This window comes from Marinobacter sp. 1-3A (genome assembly GCF_016597775.1).
GTDB classification, from domain to species: domain Bacteria; phylum Pseudomonadota; class Gammaproteobacteria; order Pseudomonadales; family Oleiphilaceae; genus Marinobacter; species Marinobacter xiaoshiensis.
On sequence record NZ_VCGZ01000004.1, the window covers coordinates 293,104 to 313,076 of the forward strand.

At 54.5% G+C, this 19,973-nt stretch carries 20 protein-coding genes and 1 pseudogene; 9 read left to right on the plus strand and 12 right to left on the minus strand.

Translation table 11 applies throughout. The features are described from left to right. Positions 1-21: 21 nt before the first annotated feature. The gene (gene tssB, locus FE848_RS08510; protein WP_200202362.1) at positions 22-516 is read right to left on the minus strand and encodes a type VI secretion system contractile sheath small subunit; all 495 of its coding nucleotides are present in this window, start codon (positions 514-516) and stop codon (positions 22-24) included. A 305-nt stretch (positions 517-821) separates the two neighbouring features. Between tssB and FE848_RS08515 the strand changes: the two genes are divergently transcribed. Beyond that, positions 822-1,082 carry an acyl-CoA-binding protein gene (locus FE848_RS08515; RefSeq protein WP_200202363.1) on the plus strand — a complete coding sequence of 87 codons (261 nt, stop codon included), beginning with the start codon at positions 822-824 and terminating at the stop codon, positions 1,080-1,082. Between the two features lie 86 nt (positions 1,083-1,168). Here FE848_RS08515 and FE848_RS08520 read toward each other — a convergent pair whose 3' ends face one another. Beyond that, the gene (locus FE848_RS08520) at positions 1,169-1,627 is read right to left on the minus strand and encodes a hypothetical protein (RefSeq protein WP_227714732.1); all 459 of its coding nucleotides are present in this window, start codon (positions 1,625-1,627) and stop codon (positions 1,169-1,171) included. A gap of 167 nt (positions 1,628-1,794) precedes the next feature. Between FE848_RS08520 and greB the strand changes: the two genes are divergently transcribed. Together greB and FE848_RS08530 are read left to right on the plus strand one after the other, a co-directional pair. Continuing rightward, on the plus strand, positions 1,795-2,268 hold the full coding sequence (gene greB, locus FE848_RS08525) for a transcription elongation factor GreB (RefSeq protein ID WP_200202364.1): 474 nt from the start codon (positions 1,795-1,797) through the stop codon (positions 2,266-2,268). Between the two features lie 266 nt (positions 2,269-2,534). Next, the gene (locus FE848_RS08530; protein WP_200202365.1) at positions 2,535-2,816 is read left to right on the plus strand and encodes a hypothetical protein; all 282 of its coding nucleotides are present in this window, start codon (positions 2,535-2,537) and stop codon (positions 2,814-2,816) included. Between the two features lie 3 nt (positions 2,817-2,819). On the opposite strand, the pseudogene FE848_RS08535 reads toward FE848_RS08530, so the two are convergent. The 8 genes and pseudogenes from FE848_RS08535 to ftsY form a co-directional block, all read right to left on the minus strand. Next, positions 2,820-4,302, minus strand: a pseudogene (locus FE848_RS08535) (ATP-binding protein). Beyond that, positions 4,289-4,969, minus strand: a complete 681-nt coding sequence (locus FE848_RS08540; protein WP_100637889.1) for a response regulator transcription factor — start codon at positions 4,967-4,969, stop codon at positions 4,289-4,291. The pseudogene FE848_RS08535 and the gene FE848_RS08540 overlap by 14 nt, the downstream one beginning before the upstream one ends. A 108-nt stretch (positions 4,970-5,077) precedes the next feature. Further along, positions 5,078-5,851 carry a hydroxypyruvate isomerase gene (hyi, locus tag FE848_RS08545; RefSeq protein ID WP_200202366.1) on the minus strand — a complete coding sequence of 258 codons (774 nt, stop codon included), beginning with the start codon at positions 5,849-5,851 and terminating at the stop codon, positions 5,078-5,080. Between the two features lie 5 nt (positions 5,852-5,856). Then, positions 5,857-6,768, minus strand: coding sequence for an NAD(P)-dependent oxidoreductase (locus FE848_RS08550; protein WP_200202367.1), 912 nt, complete (start codon positions 6,766-6,768; stop codon positions 5,857-5,859). 236 nt (positions 6,769-7,004) lie between these two features. After that, positions 7,005-7,868: an RNA polymerase sigma factor RpoH gene (gene rpoH, locus FE848_RS08555; RefSeq protein WP_200202368.1), complete on the minus strand. Its 864-nt coding sequence runs from the start codon at positions 7,866-7,868 to the stop codon at positions 7,005-7,007. Positions 7,869-8,064: 196 nt separating this feature from the next. Further along, the gene (ftsX, locus tag FE848_RS08560) at positions 8,065-9,078 is read right to left on the minus strand and encodes a permease-like cell division protein FtsX (protein ID WP_310966443.1); all 1,014 of its coding nucleotides are present in this window, start codon (positions 9,076-9,078) and stop codon (positions 8,065-8,067) included. Next, positions 9,068-9,757 carry a cell division ATP-binding protein FtsE gene (gene ftsE / locus FE848_RS08565; protein ID WP_200202369.1) on the minus strand — a complete coding sequence of 230 codons (690 nt, stop codon included), beginning with the start codon at positions 9,755-9,757 and terminating at the stop codon, positions 9,068-9,070. Before ftsE ends, ftsX begins: the two co-directional genes overlap by 11 nt. Before the next feature lie 39 nt (positions 9,758-9,796). Then, entirely contained in the window at positions 9,797-10,990 is a 1,194-nt protein-coding gene (gene ftsY / locus FE848_RS08570; RefSeq protein WP_200202370.1) for a signal recognition particle-docking protein FtsY, read from the minus strand. A gap of 159 nt (positions 10,991-11,149) precedes the next feature. On the opposite strand from ftsY, the gene rsmD reads away from it, so the two are divergent. After that, entirely contained in the window at positions 11,150-11,797 is a 648-nt protein-coding gene (gene rsmD / locus FE848_RS08575) for a 16S rRNA (guanine(966)-N(2))-methyltransferase RsmD (RefSeq protein WP_200202371.1), read from the plus strand. Here the strand turns inward: rsmD and FE848_RS08580 are convergent. Next, positions 11,773-12,951, minus strand: a complete 1,179-nt coding sequence (locus FE848_RS08580) for a fatty acid desaturase (protein WP_200202372.1) — start codon at positions 12,949-12,951, stop codon at positions 11,773-11,775. The two genes, rsmD and FE848_RS08580, sit on opposite strands and share 25 nt — an antisense overlap. A gap of 161 nt (positions 12,952-13,112) precedes the next feature. Here FE848_RS08580 and mutM point away from each other — a divergent pair, with 161 nt between their 5' ends. The 5 genes from mutM to FE848_RS08605 all read left to right on the plus strand — a co-directional run bounded on the left by mutM (position 13,113) and on the right by FE848_RS08605 (position 17,804). Next, entirely contained in the window at positions 13,113-13,925 is an 813-nt protein-coding gene (mutM, locus tag FE848_RS08585) for a bifunctional DNA-formamidopyrimidine glycosylase/DNA-(apurinic or apyrimidinic site) lyase (RefSeq protein ID WP_200202373.1), read from the plus strand. A gap of 101 nt (positions 13,926-14,026) precedes the next feature. Beyond that, on the plus strand, positions 14,027-14,734 hold the full coding sequence (yrfG, locus tag FE848_RS08590) for a GMP/IMP nucleotidase (protein ID WP_200202374.1): 708 nt from the start codon (positions 14,027-14,029) through the stop codon (positions 14,732-14,734). A 41-nt stretch (positions 14,735-14,775) separates the two neighbouring features. Continuing rightward, a complete protein-coding gene (gene hslR, locus FE848_RS08595) occupies positions 14,776-15,183 on the plus strand; it encodes a ribosome-associated heat shock protein Hsp15 (RefSeq protein ID WP_200202375.1) in 408 nt (135 codons plus the stop codon). A 58-nt stretch (positions 15,184-15,241) separates the two neighbouring features. After that, the gene (gene hslO, locus FE848_RS08600; protein ID WP_200202376.1) at positions 15,242-16,096 is read left to right on the plus strand and encodes an Hsp33 family molecular chaperone HslO; all 855 of its coding nucleotides are present in this window, start codon (positions 15,242-15,244) and stop codon (positions 16,094-16,096) included. A 175-nt stretch (positions 16,097-16,271) separates the two neighbouring features. Further along, positions 16,272-17,804, plus strand: coding sequence for a phosphoenolpyruvate carboxykinase (locus FE848_RS08605; protein ID WP_200202377.1), 1,533 nt, complete (start codon positions 16,272-16,274; stop codon positions 17,802-17,804). 86 nt (positions 17,805-17,890) lie between these two features. On the opposite strand, the gene FE848_RS08610 is transcribed toward FE848_RS08605, so the two are convergent. Continuing rightward, a complete protein-coding gene (locus FE848_RS08610) occupies positions 17,891-19,954 on the minus strand; it encodes a TRAP transporter large permease subunit (RefSeq protein ID WP_200202378.1) in 2,064 nt (687 codons plus the stop codon). Positions 19,955-19,973: the final 19 nt, after the last annotated feature.

The following is a 19,973-nucleotide window of genomic DNA, read 5'->3' on the forward strand; positions in this document are numbered from 1 at the left end:
GCGTGAAGGCGGCAGCAATGATTACTCGCCTTCTGTAGCCAGTTCCAGCTCAGACAAGAGGGTTTCACGGGCTTCGTCGTTATCCAGCAACTCCTGCAGCTTGGAACGGAACGAAGGCACGTTACCCAGAGGGCCTTTCAAAGCGACAAGTGCTTCCCGCAACTCGATCAGCTTCTTCAGCTCAGGAACCTGACGGGCAATGCTGTCGGGCGAGAAGTCATCCAGGGACTGGAATTCGAGGTTGACCGGCAGTTCGTCGGCCTGCTCTTCCAGCTGGTTGGATACAGTAGTAGATAACGTAAGGCCGGCTTCCTTCATGACAGAACGGAAGTTGTTCTTGTCGACGGAAATGGCTTTGCGTTCTTCGATGGGGGTTTCTTCGGCGTGTCCTTTAAAATCACCAACGACGAACATCTTCAGCGGCAGTTCGGTTTCAGCCTGCTGATCTCCGGTGGCGGGGACATATTTGATATTGATGCGCTCTTTCGGCGCGACAGAACCGTCTTTGGACGACATGGCTTGCTCCCTGTGCAAATCATTTGCAGTTGTTCAATCCTTCGTGCGTACCGTCCTGGCACGCAGCGACAAAACTGTACACATGTGGCTCAGGTTTCTCAAGCAATAATTGGCCAGCAGCGCCTCAAACTGTGCGCGCGGGCAAACTTTTGCCAAAGTGTTTGTGCCCAGGCATGTACATGTGACCCACTGGCCACAGCCTCAGGAAATTTGGTCAATGACGGCACGCAGCGTCGTAGCTATACTCCTGAAACCATAGTTAAAGCTTTAAAAGTATTTTCACAATAACCAAGGAGGAGATTGATATGAGCGACGTGAAATCCCGTTTCGAAGAGGCAGTAAACTACATTCAAAATGCCGAAGGTGACTTCAAGCCATCCAACGAGATGAAGCTGGAGTTCTACGCACTGTATAAGCAGGGCACCGAAGGTGATGTGTCAGGCAAGCGCCCGGGTATGATGGATTTTGTTGGCCGCGCCAAGTATGACGCTTGGGAAAAGTGCAAAGGTATGTCGAAAGACGACGCCATGCAGAAGTACATCGACAAGCTCGAAGCCCTGAAGTAAGCCACCTCAGCTTTCCGGTCCCGGCCAAAACACTGCCGGGATCACACCACCTGTAATTTAACGCCTTCCTGCATTTTCCGGGCCTGTCAGCGGCCGTTCATGTTCACATTGAGAGCTTCGTAGGTGCGGTTTTCTGGTGGGCGAATTACGTAATTATTGCTGTGTGTCTGCCCGGGAAGGGATTTGGGATTGCTGAAGCGAAACTCTACTGGTATCTGGGAGCGCCCGAGGTCCGTACGGCCGTCACCCGGCTGCAGCGCCAAGGGGTCAAGATAGAAATCGTCAGCACCCGCTTGCTGCACAGGAACACCCTCAGCGGGCGCAGCCAAACCACCCTCTATCACCGTGTCCGAGAGCACATCTTCAGCAATGGAGTTGAAAGGGATAGTCTCCAGCGTTGACCGCTGCTCAACCTCAAACACCTGGCTCTCGCCAGGACTGGTCTGCGCACTGGCCAATCCTGTTACCATGAACAGGAAAACGACAGAAGCCAAACCGGAGTGCATCAATTTCGGCGCTCTGACAGAACGGTGCAAGAGATTCATTAGATTTGCCCTCGAAGACACGCTTTTTAGAATTGTGTCAATTTTCGATCAGTCTATCGCCAAACTGGTCGTGTTTCTCAGTTAATTGACCGTTTTGTGACAACTTTCACTGGCTCGGATGAATAAGATTGCCAGTTTCGCACCACCTTTGGACAACAGGAGCCGCTTTGAAGACGCCACTTATCACCCGGCAGGGCTACGATGATCTGCAAAAGGAACACGACGAACTCTGGAGATTTGAGCGCCCGGAGGTCACCAAAAAAGTTACCTGGGCGGCCAGCCTTGGCGATCGCAGTGAGAACGCAGACTATCAGTACAACAAGAAACGACTCAGAGAGATTGATCGCCGAGTACGCTACCTGAGACGCTGCCTGGACAATCTGAAGGTAGTGGAGTACCACCCGGATCAGGAAGGAAAAGTATTTTTCGGGGCCTGGGTAGAAGTTGAAAACGACGATAGCAAAACCCTGAAGTTCCGAATCGTTGGCTACGATGAGATATTCAACCGCAATGACTACATTTCCATCGACTCACCGATGGCCCGGGCTCTTCTGAAAAAAGAAGTAGGCGATGAGGCCGAGGTAAGAACCGATGCAGGAACAATCACCTGGTACATCAACTCAATTACTTACGAAAAGTAGAACAACCAGGCATAAAAAAACCCCGTAAAAACGGGGTAAGGCTAGCGCTGTGCTGGAGGGAGAAGCAAGCTGCTATTCGTGCTTGCCTCTATCTACAGCTTCAATTCTACACACCCGGAATTACCACGCCCTTGCCGATGAATTACCTTTTAGTCAGGGAGAACCAGGCAAGTATGTGCAGAAAATTAGGTTGTACACTCTAGGGGACCGGGATAGCGTTAAGGTATCGAACCTTATACCCGCTTCCAGTTATGGAGATAGCATAAATGAACACACAGAAGCTTCTGAACATGGCTCTTGAAGGCGTAGACGCGCTGGGTTTCCGCCTTGACCAGATGGGCATTACCGGAAAAGTTAACCGCCACAACATCGCGGCTTTTCTGATGTCAGAACAGAAACACCTTGAAGGTGAGTGGGACAGCATTCAGGTGCGCATCAACCTTCGTCGCACTCAGATTGAGCGCATCACCCAGAAGATTGAAACCCGAACCGATGCTTTATTCGCGCCGGTTATGTCGCAAGTGAACCGGTTCCGCCCGAGTCACTAAGACTCAGGCGCGGTCGGTCTCTGTGGCACCAGTAGCGTCACCGGTGGCCGGCGCCAACGCCTGTTCTGCCTGGGTAGCCCGTATGCGCTTGCGCGCACGGGTGAGCCGCAGGCATGTACACAGCAACCGTCAATCCGGGCGGCTGCTGTGTCTCATCAGTATCGCTAAGTATAATCCGCCCTTTATGAATTTCTGCAACGGCACTGACCAGGCTTAGACCCAAGCCATTGCCGGGAAGCGAACGACTTTTCCCAACCCGATAAAAACGCTGGAATACCTGATCTTTTTCATCGTCAGGAATACCGATACCGCTATCGCTGACTTCGAAAACAGCGTCATCGCCGTCTCTCCGCACAGCTACACCAATGGCACCATGCTCGGGCGTGTATTTAATCGCGTTATCGATCAGGTTACTGATCATCTGGAATAACAGATCCCGGTCGCCTTCGAGCATTACGCCAGGCTCCAGAGACTGCTCAAACGTTTGATCTTTATCCTCTGCCACCGCCTCGTATAGCTCACAGGCATCAGACACCAATTCGTCCAGAGCCACCCGCTTCATATCAGACGAATTACCTTTTGTTTCCAGACGCGCGATGCGCAGCAGCGCATTAAATGTCGCAAGGAGCTGGTCTGCTTCTGCTACAGCGCGGCCGGCCTGTTCCCGTGCCTCATCGTTATCGACAGACATCAGAGTGTTTTCAAGCTGGTTCCGCAATCGCGTGAGAGGCGTACGAAGGTCGTGGGCAATGCTGTCAGACACATGGCGGATACCTTCCATCAGATAAACAATCCGGTCCAACATCTGATTCAGGTTTTCTGCCAGCTGATCGAAATCGTCCTCAGTGCCACGGGTAGGTATACGCAGGGAGAGGTGACCGTTCATTATTCGCCGGGAGGTATTATTGATGACCTCTATGCGGCGAATGGTATTTCGGCTCATCAAATAGCCACCGAGCAGTGCCAGCGCAAGGGTGATCCCCATGCCCCAGTTGATGGCCGTTTCAATTACTCTTTTGAGGCTGGTGAGCTCGTCAACATCTCGACCCACCAATAGCCGCAAACCGCCCTGAACTTCAAATATTCGGGCCCGGGCCAAGCGCTCCGGCCCTTTCCAGCCCACAGCTGAACTGAGCGTAAAGTTAACCCAACCACCCTCTGAGGGACTGCCCTCTGGCCAGGTTTCCAGATTGCCGGCCAGCTTGAGGAAGTCTTCGGTGGTCAGCAAGTAGATGGTTTTTGCATTGGGATCGCGGGCAACCCGCTCACGAATAATCGTGATCAGGCCGTTTACACCGCGCCCTCTGTATTGCTCCGCCAGTCCGGCGATTTCCGCTTCAATGGTTTCGTCGGTCTGAGCGGTCATAAAACCCGCTGTACGCCAGTAAATAAAGGCCAGTAATAAAAATACCGAGGTGGCAAACACCACCATATACAGCAGGGCAAGCTGGAAGGACGATGTCCTGAGCTGGCTAAGCAGTTTCACGTAACATGTACCCTGCACCCCTCACGGTTTGCAGTAAGGGAGTTTCGAATTCCTTATCAATCTTTGCCCGCAGACGGCTGATATGCACATCAATCACGTTGGTTTGGGGATCGAAGTGATAATCCCAGACTTTTTCCAACAGCATTGTCCGGGTGACCACCTGGCCGGCGTTGCGCATCAAGTACTCCAGCAACCGGAACTCCCGGGGCTGAACATCAATGTTCTGACCGGAGCGCTTAACCGTTCGGGCGAGCAAATCCATTTCCAGATCGGCTACACGCAGCACGGTTTCAGTTTCCGCCGACTGGCGGTTTCGGCGAACCAGCGATTCAATCCGGGCAAGAAGCTCAGTGAAGGAGAAAGGCTTGGTAAGGTAGTCATCACCGCCACCCCGCAGGCCTTCAACACGATCGTCTACATCACCCAGCGCGCTGAGTATAAGAACCGGAACCTGGTTTCCCGTGGCGCGAACGGTCTTGATGATAGAGAGCCCGTCCATGCCCGGAAGCATGCGGTCGACAATCATGATGTCGTACTCTTCGCTGGCGGCCATCATCATGCCGTCTTTGCCATCGGCAGCGTGATCAACCACGAAGTCTGATTCTTTCAGCCCTTTAACAAGATAATTTGCTACGTCCTGATCGTCTTCGATTACCAGCGCTTTCACCGGATCCCCTCCTGATAGCGGATTACATTAACAACAGAGTACGAATAACTCGGGGCACCGGCCAGTTACGATCTTGTAAGAGGGTGTCGCCAATGGCGACGGTCGGTTCTATGACGGCAACCAGTGCAAGCTATCTGCCGTCGCCCCGGAAGGCAGGTACTCCGCACTTACCCAGCCGTCATAATTCATTTTATCGATGGCGGAAAAAACATTCGAAAAGTTAATCTCGCCGGTTCCCGGCTCATGTCGTCCCGGATTATCGGCAAACTGGATGTGCCCAATCCATGGCAGCAAACACTCCATAGAGCGCACAAGGTCACCCTGCATGATTTGCATGTGGTAGATGTCATATTGCAGGCGCAGGTTATCGGCCTCCACTTCCTCAATCAGAGCCATGACTCTGGCAGACGTATCAAGAAAAAAACGGGGCATATCGACCCGTGAATTTATTGCCTCAACGCACAGCGTAATACCCTCACCCTCCAGCCTATCCGCTGCCCAGGCCACATTCGCCACCAGCGTTTGCCAGGCAGTATCTTCATCCAGTTCGACCGGCTTCAATCCAGCCAGACAGTTCAGCCGCTTGCACCCAAGGGCCCGGGCATACTCAATAGCGTGATCCACCCCGGCGCGGAACTCATCAACCCTGCCTGGCAAGCAAGCAATGCCACGCTCACCTGCCTCCCAGTCACCCGGCGGCAGATTGAACAAAACCTGAGTCAAACCATTGTCTTCCAGAGCTTTACTCAGCTCTTCCTTGGGCCACTCATAGGGGAAAAGATACTCCACGCCCCTAAACCCGGCCGCCGCCGCTTTGGCAAAACGCTCGGTAAACGGCACTTCGGTGAATAGCATCGACAGATTGGCAGCAAAACGCGGCATGACAGTTACTCCTTAAACCTTGGGCCAGCAGAACCAAGACGGGTGCGGTTAATATGCTCCAACTCCAGCAGCAGGCCACTGTGATCAGCATCACTGTGGCCATTAGCGACCAGCGAGAGATATTCGTTGTGCACCTGCTGCGACAACGGCAGCGTTAATCCTTCTGCCCGGGCCTCATCCAGAATCATCCGCATGTCCTTCAGCTGTATCCGCGCTGGCGCGCCAGGCGCAAAATCCCGATCGATCATACGCTGACCGTGCAATTCCAGAATCCGGCTACCAGCAAAGCCGCCCATCAGTGCCTCCCGCACCGCGGCCGGATCAGCCCCGCCCTGGGCAGCCAGCAACAAAGCTTCAGACACCGCGCCAATAGTAATTCCAACAATCGCCTGATTAGCCAATTTGGCAAGCTGCCCGGCTCCAACCGGCCCGATTCTCGTGCACTTACCCAGCACCTCAAACACGGGCAAAGCTCTGGAAACATCTCCCTCTGAGCCGCCCGCCATAATACTTAACCGCGCTTCCTGAGCACCCAGCGTGCCACCAGAAACCGGCGCATCCACATAGCCAGCGCCCTGTTCCATCGCAAGCGCGGCATGCCGACGAGCGACCGACGGCTGAATGGAACTCATATCAATCACCAGGGCACCCGGCTTTAGAGCTGCCATGGCACCACTGGCAACCAACACCTGCTCAACCACATCGCTGTTTTCCAGCATGGTGATTACCACATCGGCGGTTCGCACTGCATCAACGGGGCTCTCAGCTACCCTTGCCTCACTGGCAAACGGCTCGCACTTGCTGGCCGTTCGGTTCCATACAGTCATTGGGAAGCCTGAATTCAGCAGATTGCGGGTCATGGGAGCACCCATGAGGCCGATGCCAAGAAATGCGATACGGGGGAGTTTCTCAGTCATTTTAGAGGTCTCGGTTTCAAGTATCGGGAAGAAGTAATTGGGCAGGCCCTTCCAAAACCGTGCGGAGCCATGGATGGCGGAGCCGAGCGTACAGGGATGTATTCACAGCGTGTTTTGGAAGGGCCTGCCCAATTACTTCGTGCACCAAACTATAAGTCACAAAGAACACAAACAAAAACGCCACCAACCGGAACCGGTGGTGGCGTTTTCAAAGTACTTTCAGATCAACAGCCTGATCAGGCAGCTTCTTCAGTCATCTGCGTACGGATTTTCTTCATGGCATTCTTCTCTAACTGGCGAATACGCTCAGCTGAAATACCGTACTTGTCTGCCAACTGGTGAAGCGTTGCCTTGCTCTCGGACAACCAGCGCTCGCGCAAAATATCCTGGCTGCGCTCATCCAGCATTTCCAACGCTTCCATCAGACGGCCGTTAGAATCCTCCGTCCAGTCCGCTTTTTCGAGCTGAACGGCAGGGTCGCTACGGTGGTCTTCCAGATAATACGCCGGCGCCTTGTAAGCACTGTCGTCATCATCGTCCATCGGACCATCAAAGGCTGTGTCGTGGGAGGCCAGCCGGCCTTCCATTTCCCGCACAACCCTTGGCTCAACACCCAAATCGTCTGCCACTGCGTGCAGTTCGTCGTGGCTTAGCCAAGCCAGTTTTTTCTTCTGGCTGCGCAAGTTGAAAAACAGTTTACGCTGGGATTTGGTCGTCGCCACTTTCACAATGCGCCAGTTGCGCAGAATGAACTCGTGAATTTCTGCCTTGATCCAGTGCACGGCAAAGGACACAAGCCGTACGCCATACTCCGGGTTGAAGCGCTTGACCGCCTTCATAAGGCCGACGTTGCCTTCCTGGATCAGATCAGCTTGTGCCAAACCATAGCCGGAATAGCTCCGGGCAATATGAATAACAAAGCGCAGGTGCGACAGAACCAACTGGCGAGCTGCATCCACGTCTTCATCGTAATGAAGGCGCTCGGCCAGTTCCCGCTCTTCATCCACGGTTAGTACCGGAATGCGGCTCGCGGCCTGAATGTAAGCCTCGAGATTGGCGCCCGGAACCAGTCTTTCAATAAGCTGTAAACTCGTACCCATGCTTTAGCCTCCGAACCTGACGGTCGCATAATATAGCGAATAAAGATTGGACCGCCAAGAACCTTAAAAGTTCCCGAATCTCTCAAGTAAAACGTTTTAAATCAACAAAATGGAGAATTCGCCCTGACTTTCACTACCTTAGAAACTACCCCGGAACCGATCCGTATTCAATACGCTCTTACCGCAATCCGGATCATTAACCGCCAGCTATTTCACCCGGCTCAATATCGTCCAGATGGCGCTTTACTGCTATCCAGGCACCCAGCCAGCCTAGCAGCATCGCTACAATAATCAATGCAAACGCACCGTCAAAACTCAGGCCGCTCAGCGAGAAGTCGCTGCTGTATAAACCAGCAAGGCGCTCAATGGGGCCACTAAGCCACCAAAGAGAGAGTTGCAGCAGTATCCAGGCAACAACGCCACCGCCCAGACCAAACCACGCGCCCGTGTAAAGGAAGGGCCTGCGCACGAAACCATCCGTTCCCCCGACAAGCTTGGCCACCAGGATCTCATCGCGGCGGCTTTCAATAGATAGCCTTACCGTGTTGCCGATCACCAGCACCACCGCTGCCGCCAACAAGATTGCCAGCGCCCAGACGGCCCGCGCAAGCAGGTCTGTCATGGCGTTCAGGCGTTGCAACCAGCCCAGATCTACCTGAACCCGCTCAATACCCTCCATGCTTTCAACAAACATCAGCAGGCTTGCTACCCCGTCTGCCGTCCTTGCACTTTCCTCAGGCGTGATCAGCAGAGTGTGGGGCAAAGGGTTCTCATCCAGATAATCCAACGCATCATCAAGACCCGACGATGCACGGAATTCTGTCAATGCACGATCACGGTCAATCAATTCAACTCCATCTACCCGTCCATCTGCGCCAATTTCTTCGGCAAGTTTGCGGGTCTGCTCAAGGCTGGCGTCCAGTTTCATATAAGCAGTAACCCGGGCACCGCTCTCCCAACCGGCGCTCACACCCTGAAGGCTGGTCAACAAAAGTAAAAGTGCAACCGGCAATGCCAGCGCAACGCCCATCACCGTCCAGGTCATCAGGCTGGCCACCGGGGTTCGCCACATGCGTGAGGCGCTGTCGCGTGCCACTTTTCGATGATGAATGAAGTAGGATTCCGCCTGCTCGCGCCAGGGCGACCGGGAGGCTTTCGCACCCCGGGCAATATCCGGTTTACGGGGCTTGGACAACGGGTCAACGGCCACGGAAACCTCCTTGCAGTGGGGTACCGCCCGCAATCAGATTGCCGTGATCGAGAGTCAGGGTACGCCGATCCATTTCGTTTATCAGGGCGAGATCGTGGCTGGCGATCAGCACAGTTACACCTACCTGGCTGAATTGTGCAAACAGATTCATGATGTCTGCAGAAAGTTTTGGGTCCAGGTTACCTGTAGGCTCATCCGCCAGCAGTAGAGGCGGCTTGTTCACCACGGCCCGGGCAATACCCACACGCTGCTGCTCACCACCCGATAACTGTAGCGGGTTCATTTTTTCCTTACTGAGCAGTCCCACTTTATCCAGCGCTGCACGCACACGCCGACCCACATCACGGGGTGAAGCTCCCATGACCTCCAAGGGCATGGCCACGTTATCAAACACAGTGCGATCAAAAAGAAGTTGATGATTCTGGAATACCACACCGATGTGCCGGCGTATGTAGGGAACCTGCCTTCGCGGCAGGCGGTTGAGCACCTGACCACCGACCACCACCTCTCCGGCAGTGGGGCGCTCCATAACCATGAGCAGTTTCAGCAGGGTACTTTTGCCCGCACCTGAGTGCCCGGTCAGAAACGCCAGCTCACCGCGATCCAGGTGAAAATTCACCTGCCGCAACGCAGTATGATCACTGTCATATCGCTTGGTAACCTGGCGAAACTCGATCATAACGGGCGACGACTCCAACAATCCGGGTTATTTGGCAAACTAGTCTGCAAACAATGCGTCCACAAAGGTTTCAGCATCAAAGCTGCGCAGGTCATCAACCTGTTCACCAACACCGATAAACCGGATAGGAAGCTGCAACTGACGGGCAATGGCAAATACGATACCGCCTTTGGCAGTGCCGTCCAGTTTCGTTAAGGTAATACCGCTCACGCCAACCGCCTTCTGGAACACCTGCGCCTGGCTAAGAGCGTTCTGCCCCGTGCCCGCGTCCAGCACCAGCATGACTTCGTGAGGTGCCGTGGCGTCCAGTTTTTTCATTACCCGGACAACCTTCTCCAACTCTCCCATCAGATTGTCTTTGTTTTGCAGTCGACCTGCAGTGTCTGCGATCACCACATCCACGCCACGGGACTGGCCTGACTGTATAGCGTCAAAGATCACGGAGGCACTGTCGGCACCCGTATGCTGAGCCACCACCGGAACCTTATTGCGCTCACCCCAAACCTGCAACTGCTCAACGGCGGCCGCACGGAAGGTATCCCCTGCCGCCAGCATCACTGACTTGCCTTCGCTCTGGAGCTTTTTAGTGAGTTTGCCAATGGTAGTGGTCTTGCCCACGCCATTCACACCAACCATCAAAATCACATAAGGCTTGGTTCCGGCATCAATTGTCAGCGGCTTGGTGACATTCTTTAACAGGCCATGCAACTCGTCACGTAGGGCCTTGCGAAGTGCTTCGCCGTCTTTGAGCTGGTTGCGCTGGAGTTTGTCCGTAAGGGATTCAATAATTTCCGAGGTGGCCGTTACGCCAACATCCGCCATCAGCAACGTGGTTTCGATTTCTTCCAGCAGGTCTTCATCTATTTTCTTGCCTACCGAAAACAGGTCGGCCATGCCGCCGGTCAGGCTTGCGCGGGTTTTGCCCAGGCCTTGCTTGATGCGCTCAAAAACACTGAGTTGTGGCGCGGCTTCCGGTTCGGGAACCTTTGCCGGCTCCGGCTCTGGCATTGCCGGTGGCGCAACTGCTGTTGGCGCGTCCTCCGGCAAGGATTCAGGGGCGGTGGGGGCTGGCTTTTCAGTCGGCGCCAAAGGCTCAGGGCCTTTGACTGCCTCCGGTTTGCGCTGGGGCACGGGTTTCGGCCGCGGTACACGGCGGCGATTGCTGGCGATATCCAGAAAAAATACAAATACAAGAAGGGCCAGTAGGCCGACCGAAATCCACTCTGCCATCATAAAGTCATACCATCAGTCTGATTGGGCGGGACAAATAGAGCGCATATTCTAGCAGACTGTCCCAGTGAAGTGAGGTTGCTGTGGATTATCATGAACAGCCCGATTTCCGCTAAGATACGCCAGCCGAAAATATTGCCGCCCGTTTCCGGAGCCAACCATATGACCCGAAGAAAACCCTCAGGCCAGCACCTTTCAAGCAAGCCTTCCAAGGGCGCCGCCAAGAACACAGGTGCCGGGGGTGAACTACGCATTATCGGGGGCGACTGGCGCAGCCGGAAGCTGCGCTTCCCGGATGCAGGAGGGGTTCGCCCAACACCAGCACGCACACGGGAAACCCTGTTTAACTGGTTGTCGCTTCATATCGCGGGAAGCGATTGCCTGGACTTGTTTGCAGGCTCTGGTGCTTTGGGACTGGAGGCGCTCTCAAGAGGCGCCGGCCAGGCCACGCTGGTTGATAACAACACAGCCTTGGCCGCCGCTCTTCGGGGCAACCTCAGGCTACTGGGTTCTGAAGCAGGCACTGTGATTTGCGCTAATGTAGACACCTACCTGAGCCAGCGCTCACGGCATCCATTCGATATCATTTTCATGGACCCACCATTCCATCAGGGCTGGCTGACAACGCTGATCCCACTGCTGAATACCCAAGGCTGGGTGAAACCTGGAGGCTGGGTATACGTGGAGCACGAAAGTGATCTGCCGTCGCCGGCGGCACCTGCCAACTGGCAGCTGCACCGGCAAAAAACCGCTGGCCAGGTCACTTACTGCTTATACAGAGTGGTTCAAGCCGCAGGGCGCAGCGAATAAGCCCGCAAATGGGCGGCAAACTCTTCCAGGTAGCGGATACCACTGGCTTCAGCATCTTTGCACCACTCCATCAACGCGTGCAGCTTATCCTGCGGCTTAAGGCCGCGCTGGCGCCAAAGGGCCTGTAACTCGTTGCTCATCTCGTAAATCTGGCGCAACACAGCGTTGCTTTCCAGAACTGATTCCAGCGCCTCTTTATCTCGCGGCTTTATCAGCGTAACTTCCCGCGATAGAAGCTGTTTGAGTTTACGATATCTGGGCCGTATCTCATCATCCATCAGGCTCTTTTGCTGGCGCAAAACCGGCTCTGTCACACGTTTGCGGTACTGGCGCATTATGTCGAAACGATTATTGGCAATAGCCTGCACAGTTTCCACATCCACGTTCTGCTTGCCCGGCACATAATGGGCGATCGGCCGATAGCCTTTGGGTTTGGCAAGACCAAACGCCTGGAACAGGCGGATATAGCCCCAGCCGATATCCACTTCGTACCAGCGGCGTGAAAGTTTGGAGGAGTTCGGGTAGGTGTGGTGGTTATTGTGCAGTTCTTCACCACCAATAATAATTCCCAGTGGAGAAATGTTGCGGGCGTTATCCGCACACTCGAAATTGCGATAACCCATCCAGTGGCCAATCCCGTTCACAACACCGGCTGCCCAGAAAGGTATCCAGACCATCTGCACTGCCCAGATCCAGATACCGTTAACACCAAAAAGCACCAGATTAATGACTGCCATCAGAGCAATGCCCAGCGCCCTGTGGCGACTGTAAAGATTGCGCTCTATCCAGTCTTCCGGGGTCCGCTGGCCGTAGCGCTCAAGGTTTTCAGCAGTCGCTGCCGAGGCATACAACTCTGCCCCTTCGAATAACACCTTCTTTATACCCAGTACCACCGGGCTATGTGGATCTTCGGCCGTTTCACACTTGGCGTGATGCTTGCGATGGATCGCAGTCCATTCTTTGGTATTCTGCGCTGTGGTCAGCCACAGCCAGAAACGGAAAAAATGCTTCAGTGCAGGATGCAAATCCAGCGAGTTATGGGCCGAATGGCGATGCAGATAAAGCGTTACACTGATGATAGTGACGTGGGTCATACCCAGAACAACCAGAATCAACTGTATCACCGACAGGTCAAGGAGACCGTTAAACCACATAATTAATCCTCAAATCAAAACCTGAAGCGACCAATATAGGCGCCTGTTCGCGGCAGTTTAGCGTACAGGTGTTAGCTAAAACAACAAGCTTTAAAGTCAAGCTTGCTACCGTTCACATTTGCGCAACATCACACCTACAAATTTGACCGGAGACTGGTTGAATGCCCGAACTACCTGAAGTCGAAACCACAAGACGCGGCATTGCGCCCCACTGTGAAGGTCAAACCATTGAACAGGTCAAAGTACGAAATGGCAGCCTGCGCTGGCCCGTGCCCGGCGATCTTGCCGCGCAAATGAACGGCCAGGTTATCCGCACTGTCGAGCGGCGAGCAAAATATCTTTTTCTGAACCTCGACCATGGCACTGCCATCGTTCACCTGGGCATGTCTGGCAGCCTTCGCATCATCACTGATGGCGCACCGGCAGAGAAACACGACCACATCGACCTTGTGCTGCATTCCGGCGTAACTCTGCGCTTTAATGACCCCCGTCGCTTTGGTTGCTGGCTGTGGGCAGACTCTGCCGAGACGCACCCCCTGATTGCCAGCCTTGGGCCGGAACCGCTATCGGCAGAGTTTACTGGTCGAATGCTGTTCCAGTTATCGCGCTCCAGAAACACCCCCGTGAAATCCTTCATCATGGACAGCCATGTGGTGGTCGGCGTAGGCAACATTTACGCCAACGAAGCACTGTTCCACGCCGGCATTCATCCCAAACGCAAGGCTGGGCGCATCAGTCTCGATCGCTACCAGCGTCTTGCGGAAGCTATCCGGGAGATTCTCAGCGCTGCGATCCTGATGGGCGGCACTACCCTGCGAGATTTCGTGAACAGCGATGGCAAGCCAGGCTATTTCGCTCAGTCATTGCTGGTTTATGGCCGCGCCGGAGAGCCTTGCCCGAACTGCGAAACACCGCTGAAGGAAATCCGCATGAACGGGCGATCTACCGTGTACTGCACAGGATGCCAGCGGTAGCTCTGGGCCGCAGACCTGTGCCCAACATCCGTAATATCCCGGCTTGCCTCAAATCGGGATCTGCGGCAGCCTGAGGAAAACATTTAAGGCTGGCTTTGCATATGATCAACTGGACGTCCCTCGAAACCGTATTCCTGGATATGGACGGCACACTGCTTGATCTGCACTTCGACAATCATTTCTGGCTGGAACACCTGCCCAGGCGTTACGCGGAGCGCAACGGCATGCACGCCGAGAAAGCCAGGGACAAAATCATCAGCATGATCATGGCCCAAAGAGGCACGCTCAACTTCTACTGCACCGATTACTGGAGCGAGCAACTTGCCCTGGACATAACCGGACTGAAATCCGAGCTCAGTGACCGCATCGGCTACCGTCCGCATGTGGCGGACTTTCTTCAATCTCTCAAGAAGGCCGGCCTGCAATCCGTCATCGTCACCAACTGCCACCCGGATCCTCTAGAGCTGAAACTGCAGCGCACAGGCCTCGACCGCTATGTGGACGGTATTGTTTCCAGCCATCAGCTGGGCAAACCCAAAGAAGACACCGCCTTTTGGCAGGACCTGCAACAACTTGCCCCCTATAGAGCCGCTTCCACATTAATGGTGGATGACAGTTTCCCCGTACTGGAAAGCGCCCGGTCGGCAGGAATTGCCCAATGCCTTGGAATTCTGGCCCCGGACAGCAAACAGGCAGCCAGCAAATCTCATCCCGAAATACCTTGCGTGCACCACTTTGATGAAGTTCTGACAGCGATTCACCAGCAAAGGCCCCATCACCAGAAAAGCCCTCTGCCATCTGATGACTGAGGGCGCTATAATTGAGGCATACGCCCTTCAGGTGAGGAGATATGGCGGCATCCACTTCGGACGATCAACGGGTAAGGCTCGACAAATGGCTTTGGGCTGCGCGCTTTTACAAAACACGCTCCCTGGCAAAAGAGGCTGTAGAAGGCGGCAAAGTCCACTACAACAGCCAGCGCTGCAAGCCAGGCCGCCTGGTTGAGCCTGGCGCCACGCTCACCCTGCGCCTTGGTTATCTTGAAAAAGTCGTGGTTGTAGATGAAGTGAGCGAGCGTCGGCGCGGTGCGCCGGAAGCTCAAAAGCTCTACCACGAAACCGAAGACAGCATAAAAAAGCGTGAAGACCTCTCGTGGCAACGTAAAACCATGCAGGCAGCACAATTGCCGCCGGCAAGGCGCCCTTCCAAGAAAGATCGCCGCGACATTCAACGGTTCCGTGACCAGAACAGCATCTGAACCAGACCGTTCTGTTGTCAGCCACCGATTAAAGCACCCAGTTTTCAGGAGAACCAATATGGCATCCCGCGACCAGTTCCAGCGTTTTATATTTGAACACAGCCAGGTACGCGGAGCCTGGGTACAGCTTGACGAGAGCTTCCGTGAAATCACCGGCCAGGCGCCTTATCCCGAGTCGGTCAGAGGCCTTCTGGGAGAAGCTCTTGTAGCCAGCATTGTTATGAGCAGCAGCCTGAAGTTCGAAGGCACACTGTCCATTCAGGCCCAGGGCGAAGGCCCGCTTCGAACACTCATGGCGGAATGCAGCCACGACCGCAAGATTCGCGGGCTTGCACGATTCGACGAGCACGCGGTGACCGAAGACAGCTTCCACGATTTGCTGGGCGACGGGCGTATGGCCATTACCATCACACCCCGGCAAGGCAGCCGCTACCAGGGCGTGGTGCCTCGGGAGCGGGATAGTCTGGGGGGATGCCTGGAAGAATATTTCGAGCGCTCGGAGCAAATCCCCACCAGTCTGTTTCTGTTTTCCAATGAGCAGGGCGCTGCCGGCCTGATGCTCCAGCGTATGCCAGGTGCCACCCAGGAAGATGACGAACTCTGGGAGCGGGTTAACCACCTTGCACGCACGGTTAAGGCCGATGAACTGCTGGAACTTGATAGCGAAACTCTTCTGCACCGCCTGTTTAATGAAGAAACGGTGCGACTCTTCGATGCCGAAACCGTGGCATTTCAGTGCAGTTGTTCCAAAGACAGAACTCTTGTTGCCCTTGAAGCCATTGGCAAAGACGAGTGTTACAGCATACTGGAGGAACAGGGAACCATAGATATGGACTGCCAGTTCTGCCACGCGCACTATCGATTCGACAGGAATGATATTGATCAGCTTTTTACCGGCCATACGTTACACTAGGCACGGCTGCAGAATCACCCGGAAGCCAGCAATCACGCGGCTTCCGGCGTAGTCGTTTTTTATTGGCGCCTCTGGCATAATAGCGCGCCTGAATTGATCCGATTGTTCAGAATTCCGTCAATTTTCGGGCAGGCGGCCTGAGCAGTCACTAAGACATCCCGAGGGTGAGGTCGAAGTGAGCAACACTTATAATGATCTGAGTACAGCAAGACTGGTAGAACAGGCACTGGCGCGTAACGAGGGCCAGCTGGCATCCAACGGTTCGCTGGTCGTAGAAACTGGTCATCGCACCGGTCGGTCCCCCATGGATCGCTACATTGTTGAAGAACCAAGCACATCTGACGACATCCACTGGGGGCCGATCAACCGCCCGTTCGACGCCGATAAATTCGACGCCCTGTGGGAACGCGTAGAAGCCTATATTGCTGAAAAAGACAGCTTTGTGTCCCTGGTGCACGTGGGCTCCGACCCTGAGCACTACCTGCCAGTGAAAATGACCACCGAGACCGCCTGGCAAAACCTGTTTGGCCGCAACCTGTTCATTCGCCCGGAAAGCTACAACCAGGCAGACAAGCAGGAATGGCAAATTCTGAATGCTGCCAATTTTGAGTGCGTACCAGAGCGCGATGGCACCAACAGCGATGGCTGCGTCATCATCAACTTTGCTCGCCGCAGAGTGCTTCTGGCAGGCATGCATTATGCCGGTGAGATGAAAAAAGCGATGTTCTCCGTGCAGAACTTCCTGCTGCCGGAAAAAGACGTGCTACCAATGCATTGCTCCGCCAACGTTGGCGAAGACGGCGAAACCTGTCTGTTCTTCGGTCTATCCGGCACGGGTAAAACCACCCTGTCTGCCGACCCTCACCGCTTCCTTATTGGTGACGACGAGCACGGCTGGGGCCCTGGCACTGTTTTCAATATTGAAGGCGGCTGCTATGCCAAGTGTATCGATCTGAGCAAGAAGAACGAGCCCATTATCTGGGACGCGATCCGCTTCGGCGCTATTGTTGAAAACGTAACAATTGATCCGGAAACCCGCGAGCCAGACTACACCGACGTTTCCCTGACTGAAAACTCCCGGTGTGCCTACCCGCTCGAACACATTGAAAAGCGCGTAATCGAAAACCGCGCCGGTGAGCCAACACACATTGTGTTCCTGACCTGCGACATGACTGGCGTACTGCCGCCTGTGTCTATTCTGAGCCGTGAAGGTGCCGCTTATCACTTCCTGAGTGGTTATACAGCGCTGGTTGGCTCCACAGAAATGGGTTCATCGTCTGCACTGAAGTCTACCTTCTCCACCTGCTTTGGCGCTCCGTTCTTCCCGCGTCCGGCAGGCGTGTACGCTGAGCTTCTGATGAAGCGTATGGATGAGTACGGCAGCAAGGTTTTCCTGGTGAATACTGGCTGGACTGGCGGTGCCTATGGTGAAGGAACACGCTTCAGCATACCGACCACCCGCGCGATCATCAGCGGCATTCAGAATGGCGAGCTTGACTCGGTTGAAACTGAGCACCTGCCAACCCTCAACCTGAGCGTGCCCAAGCAGGTACCGGGCGTAGATTCGGCGCTACTGAACCCACGCAATACCTGGGCCAGCAAAGAAGCCTACGATAAGAAGGCAGCGGAACTGATTGGTCAGTTCGTCGAAAACTTCAAGAAGTTTGATGTTTCCGATTCCATTGTTGAGGCCGGCCCGAAACTCTGAGCCCAGCCCCAAAAAAAAGCGCCCTGCTAATCAAGCACGGCGCTTTTTTTGTTTCAAGACGGAAGTCCTGGCCTGGCTTGCTACCCTCAGGCGTAGAACATCAAAGGTACGAAGGCCACAAGCACCAGCGAGATGCCCATCGCAATCAGAGGCATGATGATGCGCTCATGGCGCTGATAGAAGGTGCCGCCTTCCTGCTGGGCAGCCAGCACCTCGGCCTCTCCCACCACTTGTCGTGTTAGCAGATGGTTAAGTGCGACCGGCGGGCTCAGGTAGCCCAGCTCAAAGGCCACCAGGGTCACCATCCAGAAGTGAATGGGGTGAATTCCACTGGAATAAGCAATGGACGCTACAGTGGCAGTCACCAGAATGACGGCGCCAAAGGCATCCATAATCATTCCGAGAATCACCAGAATCATCACCATCAATAGCATCGCAGACCAGGCACTATCAAACGCCTGAGGGAAGGCTTCCATGATCTGGGAACGCTCGATCACGCCACCGATACTGACTGACAGGCCCAGGAGTAATAGCAACGCACCAATCTCAGCTGTGGTGTCATTGGTGGCTCCACGTACACTACGTTCCAGCCCCTGATGGTTAATCTCACCCGTCGCACTGCCCTTCTTGTTTTTGAAGCTTATATGCTCGTATACCAGGATGGACAACATAATGACCGGCAACAAACGCGGTGCCGAAAATTCATCCATACGCACATCCAGAGCAAAACGGTAGAGCAGCACAACACCCACAATAACCAAGGCGTAGGGTATCAGGGAGCGAAGCGCCTTTAGCGTGGCAGGCAAGGCTTCGGAAGCCGGCGCCAGATTAAACTTGCTCTGCCGGTTTACGGTGAGCGCAACTGCGCTGAACATGGCAGCCGTCAACACAAATACCCAGATACCCCAGCCGAACAGGTCATCTGTAGTCACTTCCCGGTTCAGATATGCGATAACGACAACCAGAAGGCAGGGACGCAACACAACACCCAGAGAACCCGACATTGCGGTGGCCGCAAGCGCCAATTGCCGACGGGCACCAGCAGCACGCAACTCACTGTAAATAACCGCACCTGCAGCTATAACGAAAATCCCCGAAGCACCGGTATAAGCCGTTGGAACAGCAGCAACAAGAACGGCAACCACAGCCAGCAATTCCGGTGGCATACGCCAGGGTCGAAACAGGTTGAATACCAGCGTTGCCAGGCGCGTTTGTTTAAGCATCATGCCGACCCAAACATACAGGCCCACATTCAGGAACATGTCCGCCAGTTCGACCATCTTGCCGAGATAGATGCCAATGCCTGACGTGTGACCAATCAGCGCAAAATAGCTTCCGGAAATCAGACACATCACGGTGTACAGCGGCACAGCCAAAAATGCCTTGTTCAGTTGCCCTCCGGGAGCCAGGCCTGCCGGCACGCGAACCAGCCGGTAAAGGCTGGCCAGGGTCAGACACGCAAACCCTACGACCCAAAAGTTATGGAGCAGGAGATCGTCGGATGAAACTGCCGTTTCGGTGCCCAAACTGGATTGGCGGAAAATCAGGCTGGACCCCAACAACATAGCGTTAGCTATCGTCTGGAGCGTCAGGGAAACCGTATAGTCCAAACGGGTCTCCATGGCCCGCATGGCTATATGATGGCGTGTAAGTGTGGCTGTGGCAGCACACAACATCACCAACAACACCAGAATGTAGCGTTGCGACTCAAGGCCAAAGGCAATCAAATCAGCAACAAACAGCTCCACTGCCCGGTAGGCTTTGACGCCGGGGGTGAGCTTATCCTGCAGACTGTCATAGCTTTGATAGGCAGCTTTGCAATCGGCAACAGAGCGCTCAATCGCAAGCCGGACATCCGCAGGATCTTTCTCCTGCGCGCCCAGCAACATCGCCATGGGGTCATCGTCGGCTGGCTTTTGAGCAAGCTCTTGCGCCACTGCCGCATCAATATCCCGATCTGCGTTACAGGTTGGCGCTACCGGGTCCATCCGCAGTTTGTAATAGCCACTCCAGAGCTGTTCGCCGCCGCGCAGCATCTGGTTATGGATATCGCTGCTTGTAGAAAAAAGCACCACAGACAACAAAAGCAGACAGGCAGGTAGTGATGAAAACCACTCCAGACCACTCCGACGAAAACTACCCTTGGTCATAACTCTACACTCTGGAACA

Excerpts from the sequence above, each read along its gene's own strand:
- tssB (WP_200202362.1), bottom strand. The coding sequence starts at position 516 with ATGTCGTCCAAAGACGGTTCTGTCGCGCCGAAAGAGCGCATCAATATC.
- FE848_RS08515 (WP_200202363.1), top strand. The coding sequence starts at position 822 with ATGAGCGACGTGAAATCCCGTTTCGAAGAGGCAGTAAACTACATTCAA.
- FE848_RS08520 (WP_227714732.1), bottom strand. The coding sequence starts at position 1,627 with ATGAATCTCTTGCACCGTTCTGTCAGAGCGCCGAAATTGATGCACTCC.
- FE848_RS08530 (WP_200202365.1), top strand. The coding sequence starts at position 2,535 with ATGAACACACAGAAGCTTCTGAACATGGCTCTTGAAGGCGTAGACGCG.
- hyi (WP_200202366.1), bottom strand. The coding sequence starts at position 5,851 with ATGCCGCGTTTTGCTGCCAATCTGTCGATGCTATTCACCGAAGTGCCG.
- FE848_RS08550 (WP_200202367.1), bottom strand. The coding sequence starts at position 6,768 with ATGACTGAGAAACTCCCCCGTATCGCATTTCTTGGCATCGGCCTCATG.
- rpoH (WP_200202368.1), bottom strand. The coding sequence starts at position 7,868 with ATGGGTACGAGTTTACAGCTTATTGAAAGACTGGTTCCGGGCGCCAAT.
- ftsE (WP_200202369.1), bottom strand. The coding sequence starts at position 9,757 with ATGATCGAGTTTCGCCAGGTTACCAAGCGATATGACAGTGATCATACT.
- ftsY (WP_200202370.1), bottom strand. The coding sequence starts at position 10,990 with ATGATGGCAGAGTGGATTTCGGTCGGCCTACTGGCCCTTCTTGTATTT.
- rsmD (WP_200202371.1), top strand. The coding sequence starts at position 11,150 with ATGACCCGAAGAAAACCCTCAGGCCAGCACCTTTCAAGCAAGCCTTCC.
- FE848_RS08580 (WP_200202372.1), bottom strand. The coding sequence starts at position 12,951 with ATGTGGTTTAACGGTCTCCTTGACCTGTCGGTGATACAGTTGATTCTG.
- mutM (WP_200202373.1), top strand. The coding sequence starts at position 13,113 with ATGCCCGAACTACCTGAAGTCGAAACCACAAGACGCGGCATTGCGCCC.
- yrfG (WP_200202374.1), top strand. The coding sequence starts at position 14,027 with ATGATCAACTGGACGTCCCTCGAAACCGTATTCCTGGATATGGACGGC.
- hslR (WP_200202375.1), top strand. The coding sequence starts at position 14,776 with ATGGCGGCATCCACTTCGGACGATCAACGGGTAAGGCTCGACAAATGG.
- hslO (WP_200202376.1), top strand. The coding sequence starts at position 15,242 with ATGGCATCCCGCGACCAGTTCCAGCGTTTTATATTTGAACACAGCCAG.
- FE848_RS08610 (WP_200202378.1), bottom strand. The coding sequence starts at position 19,954 with ATGACCAAGGGTAGTTTTCGTCGGAGTGGTCTGGAGTGGTTTTCATCA.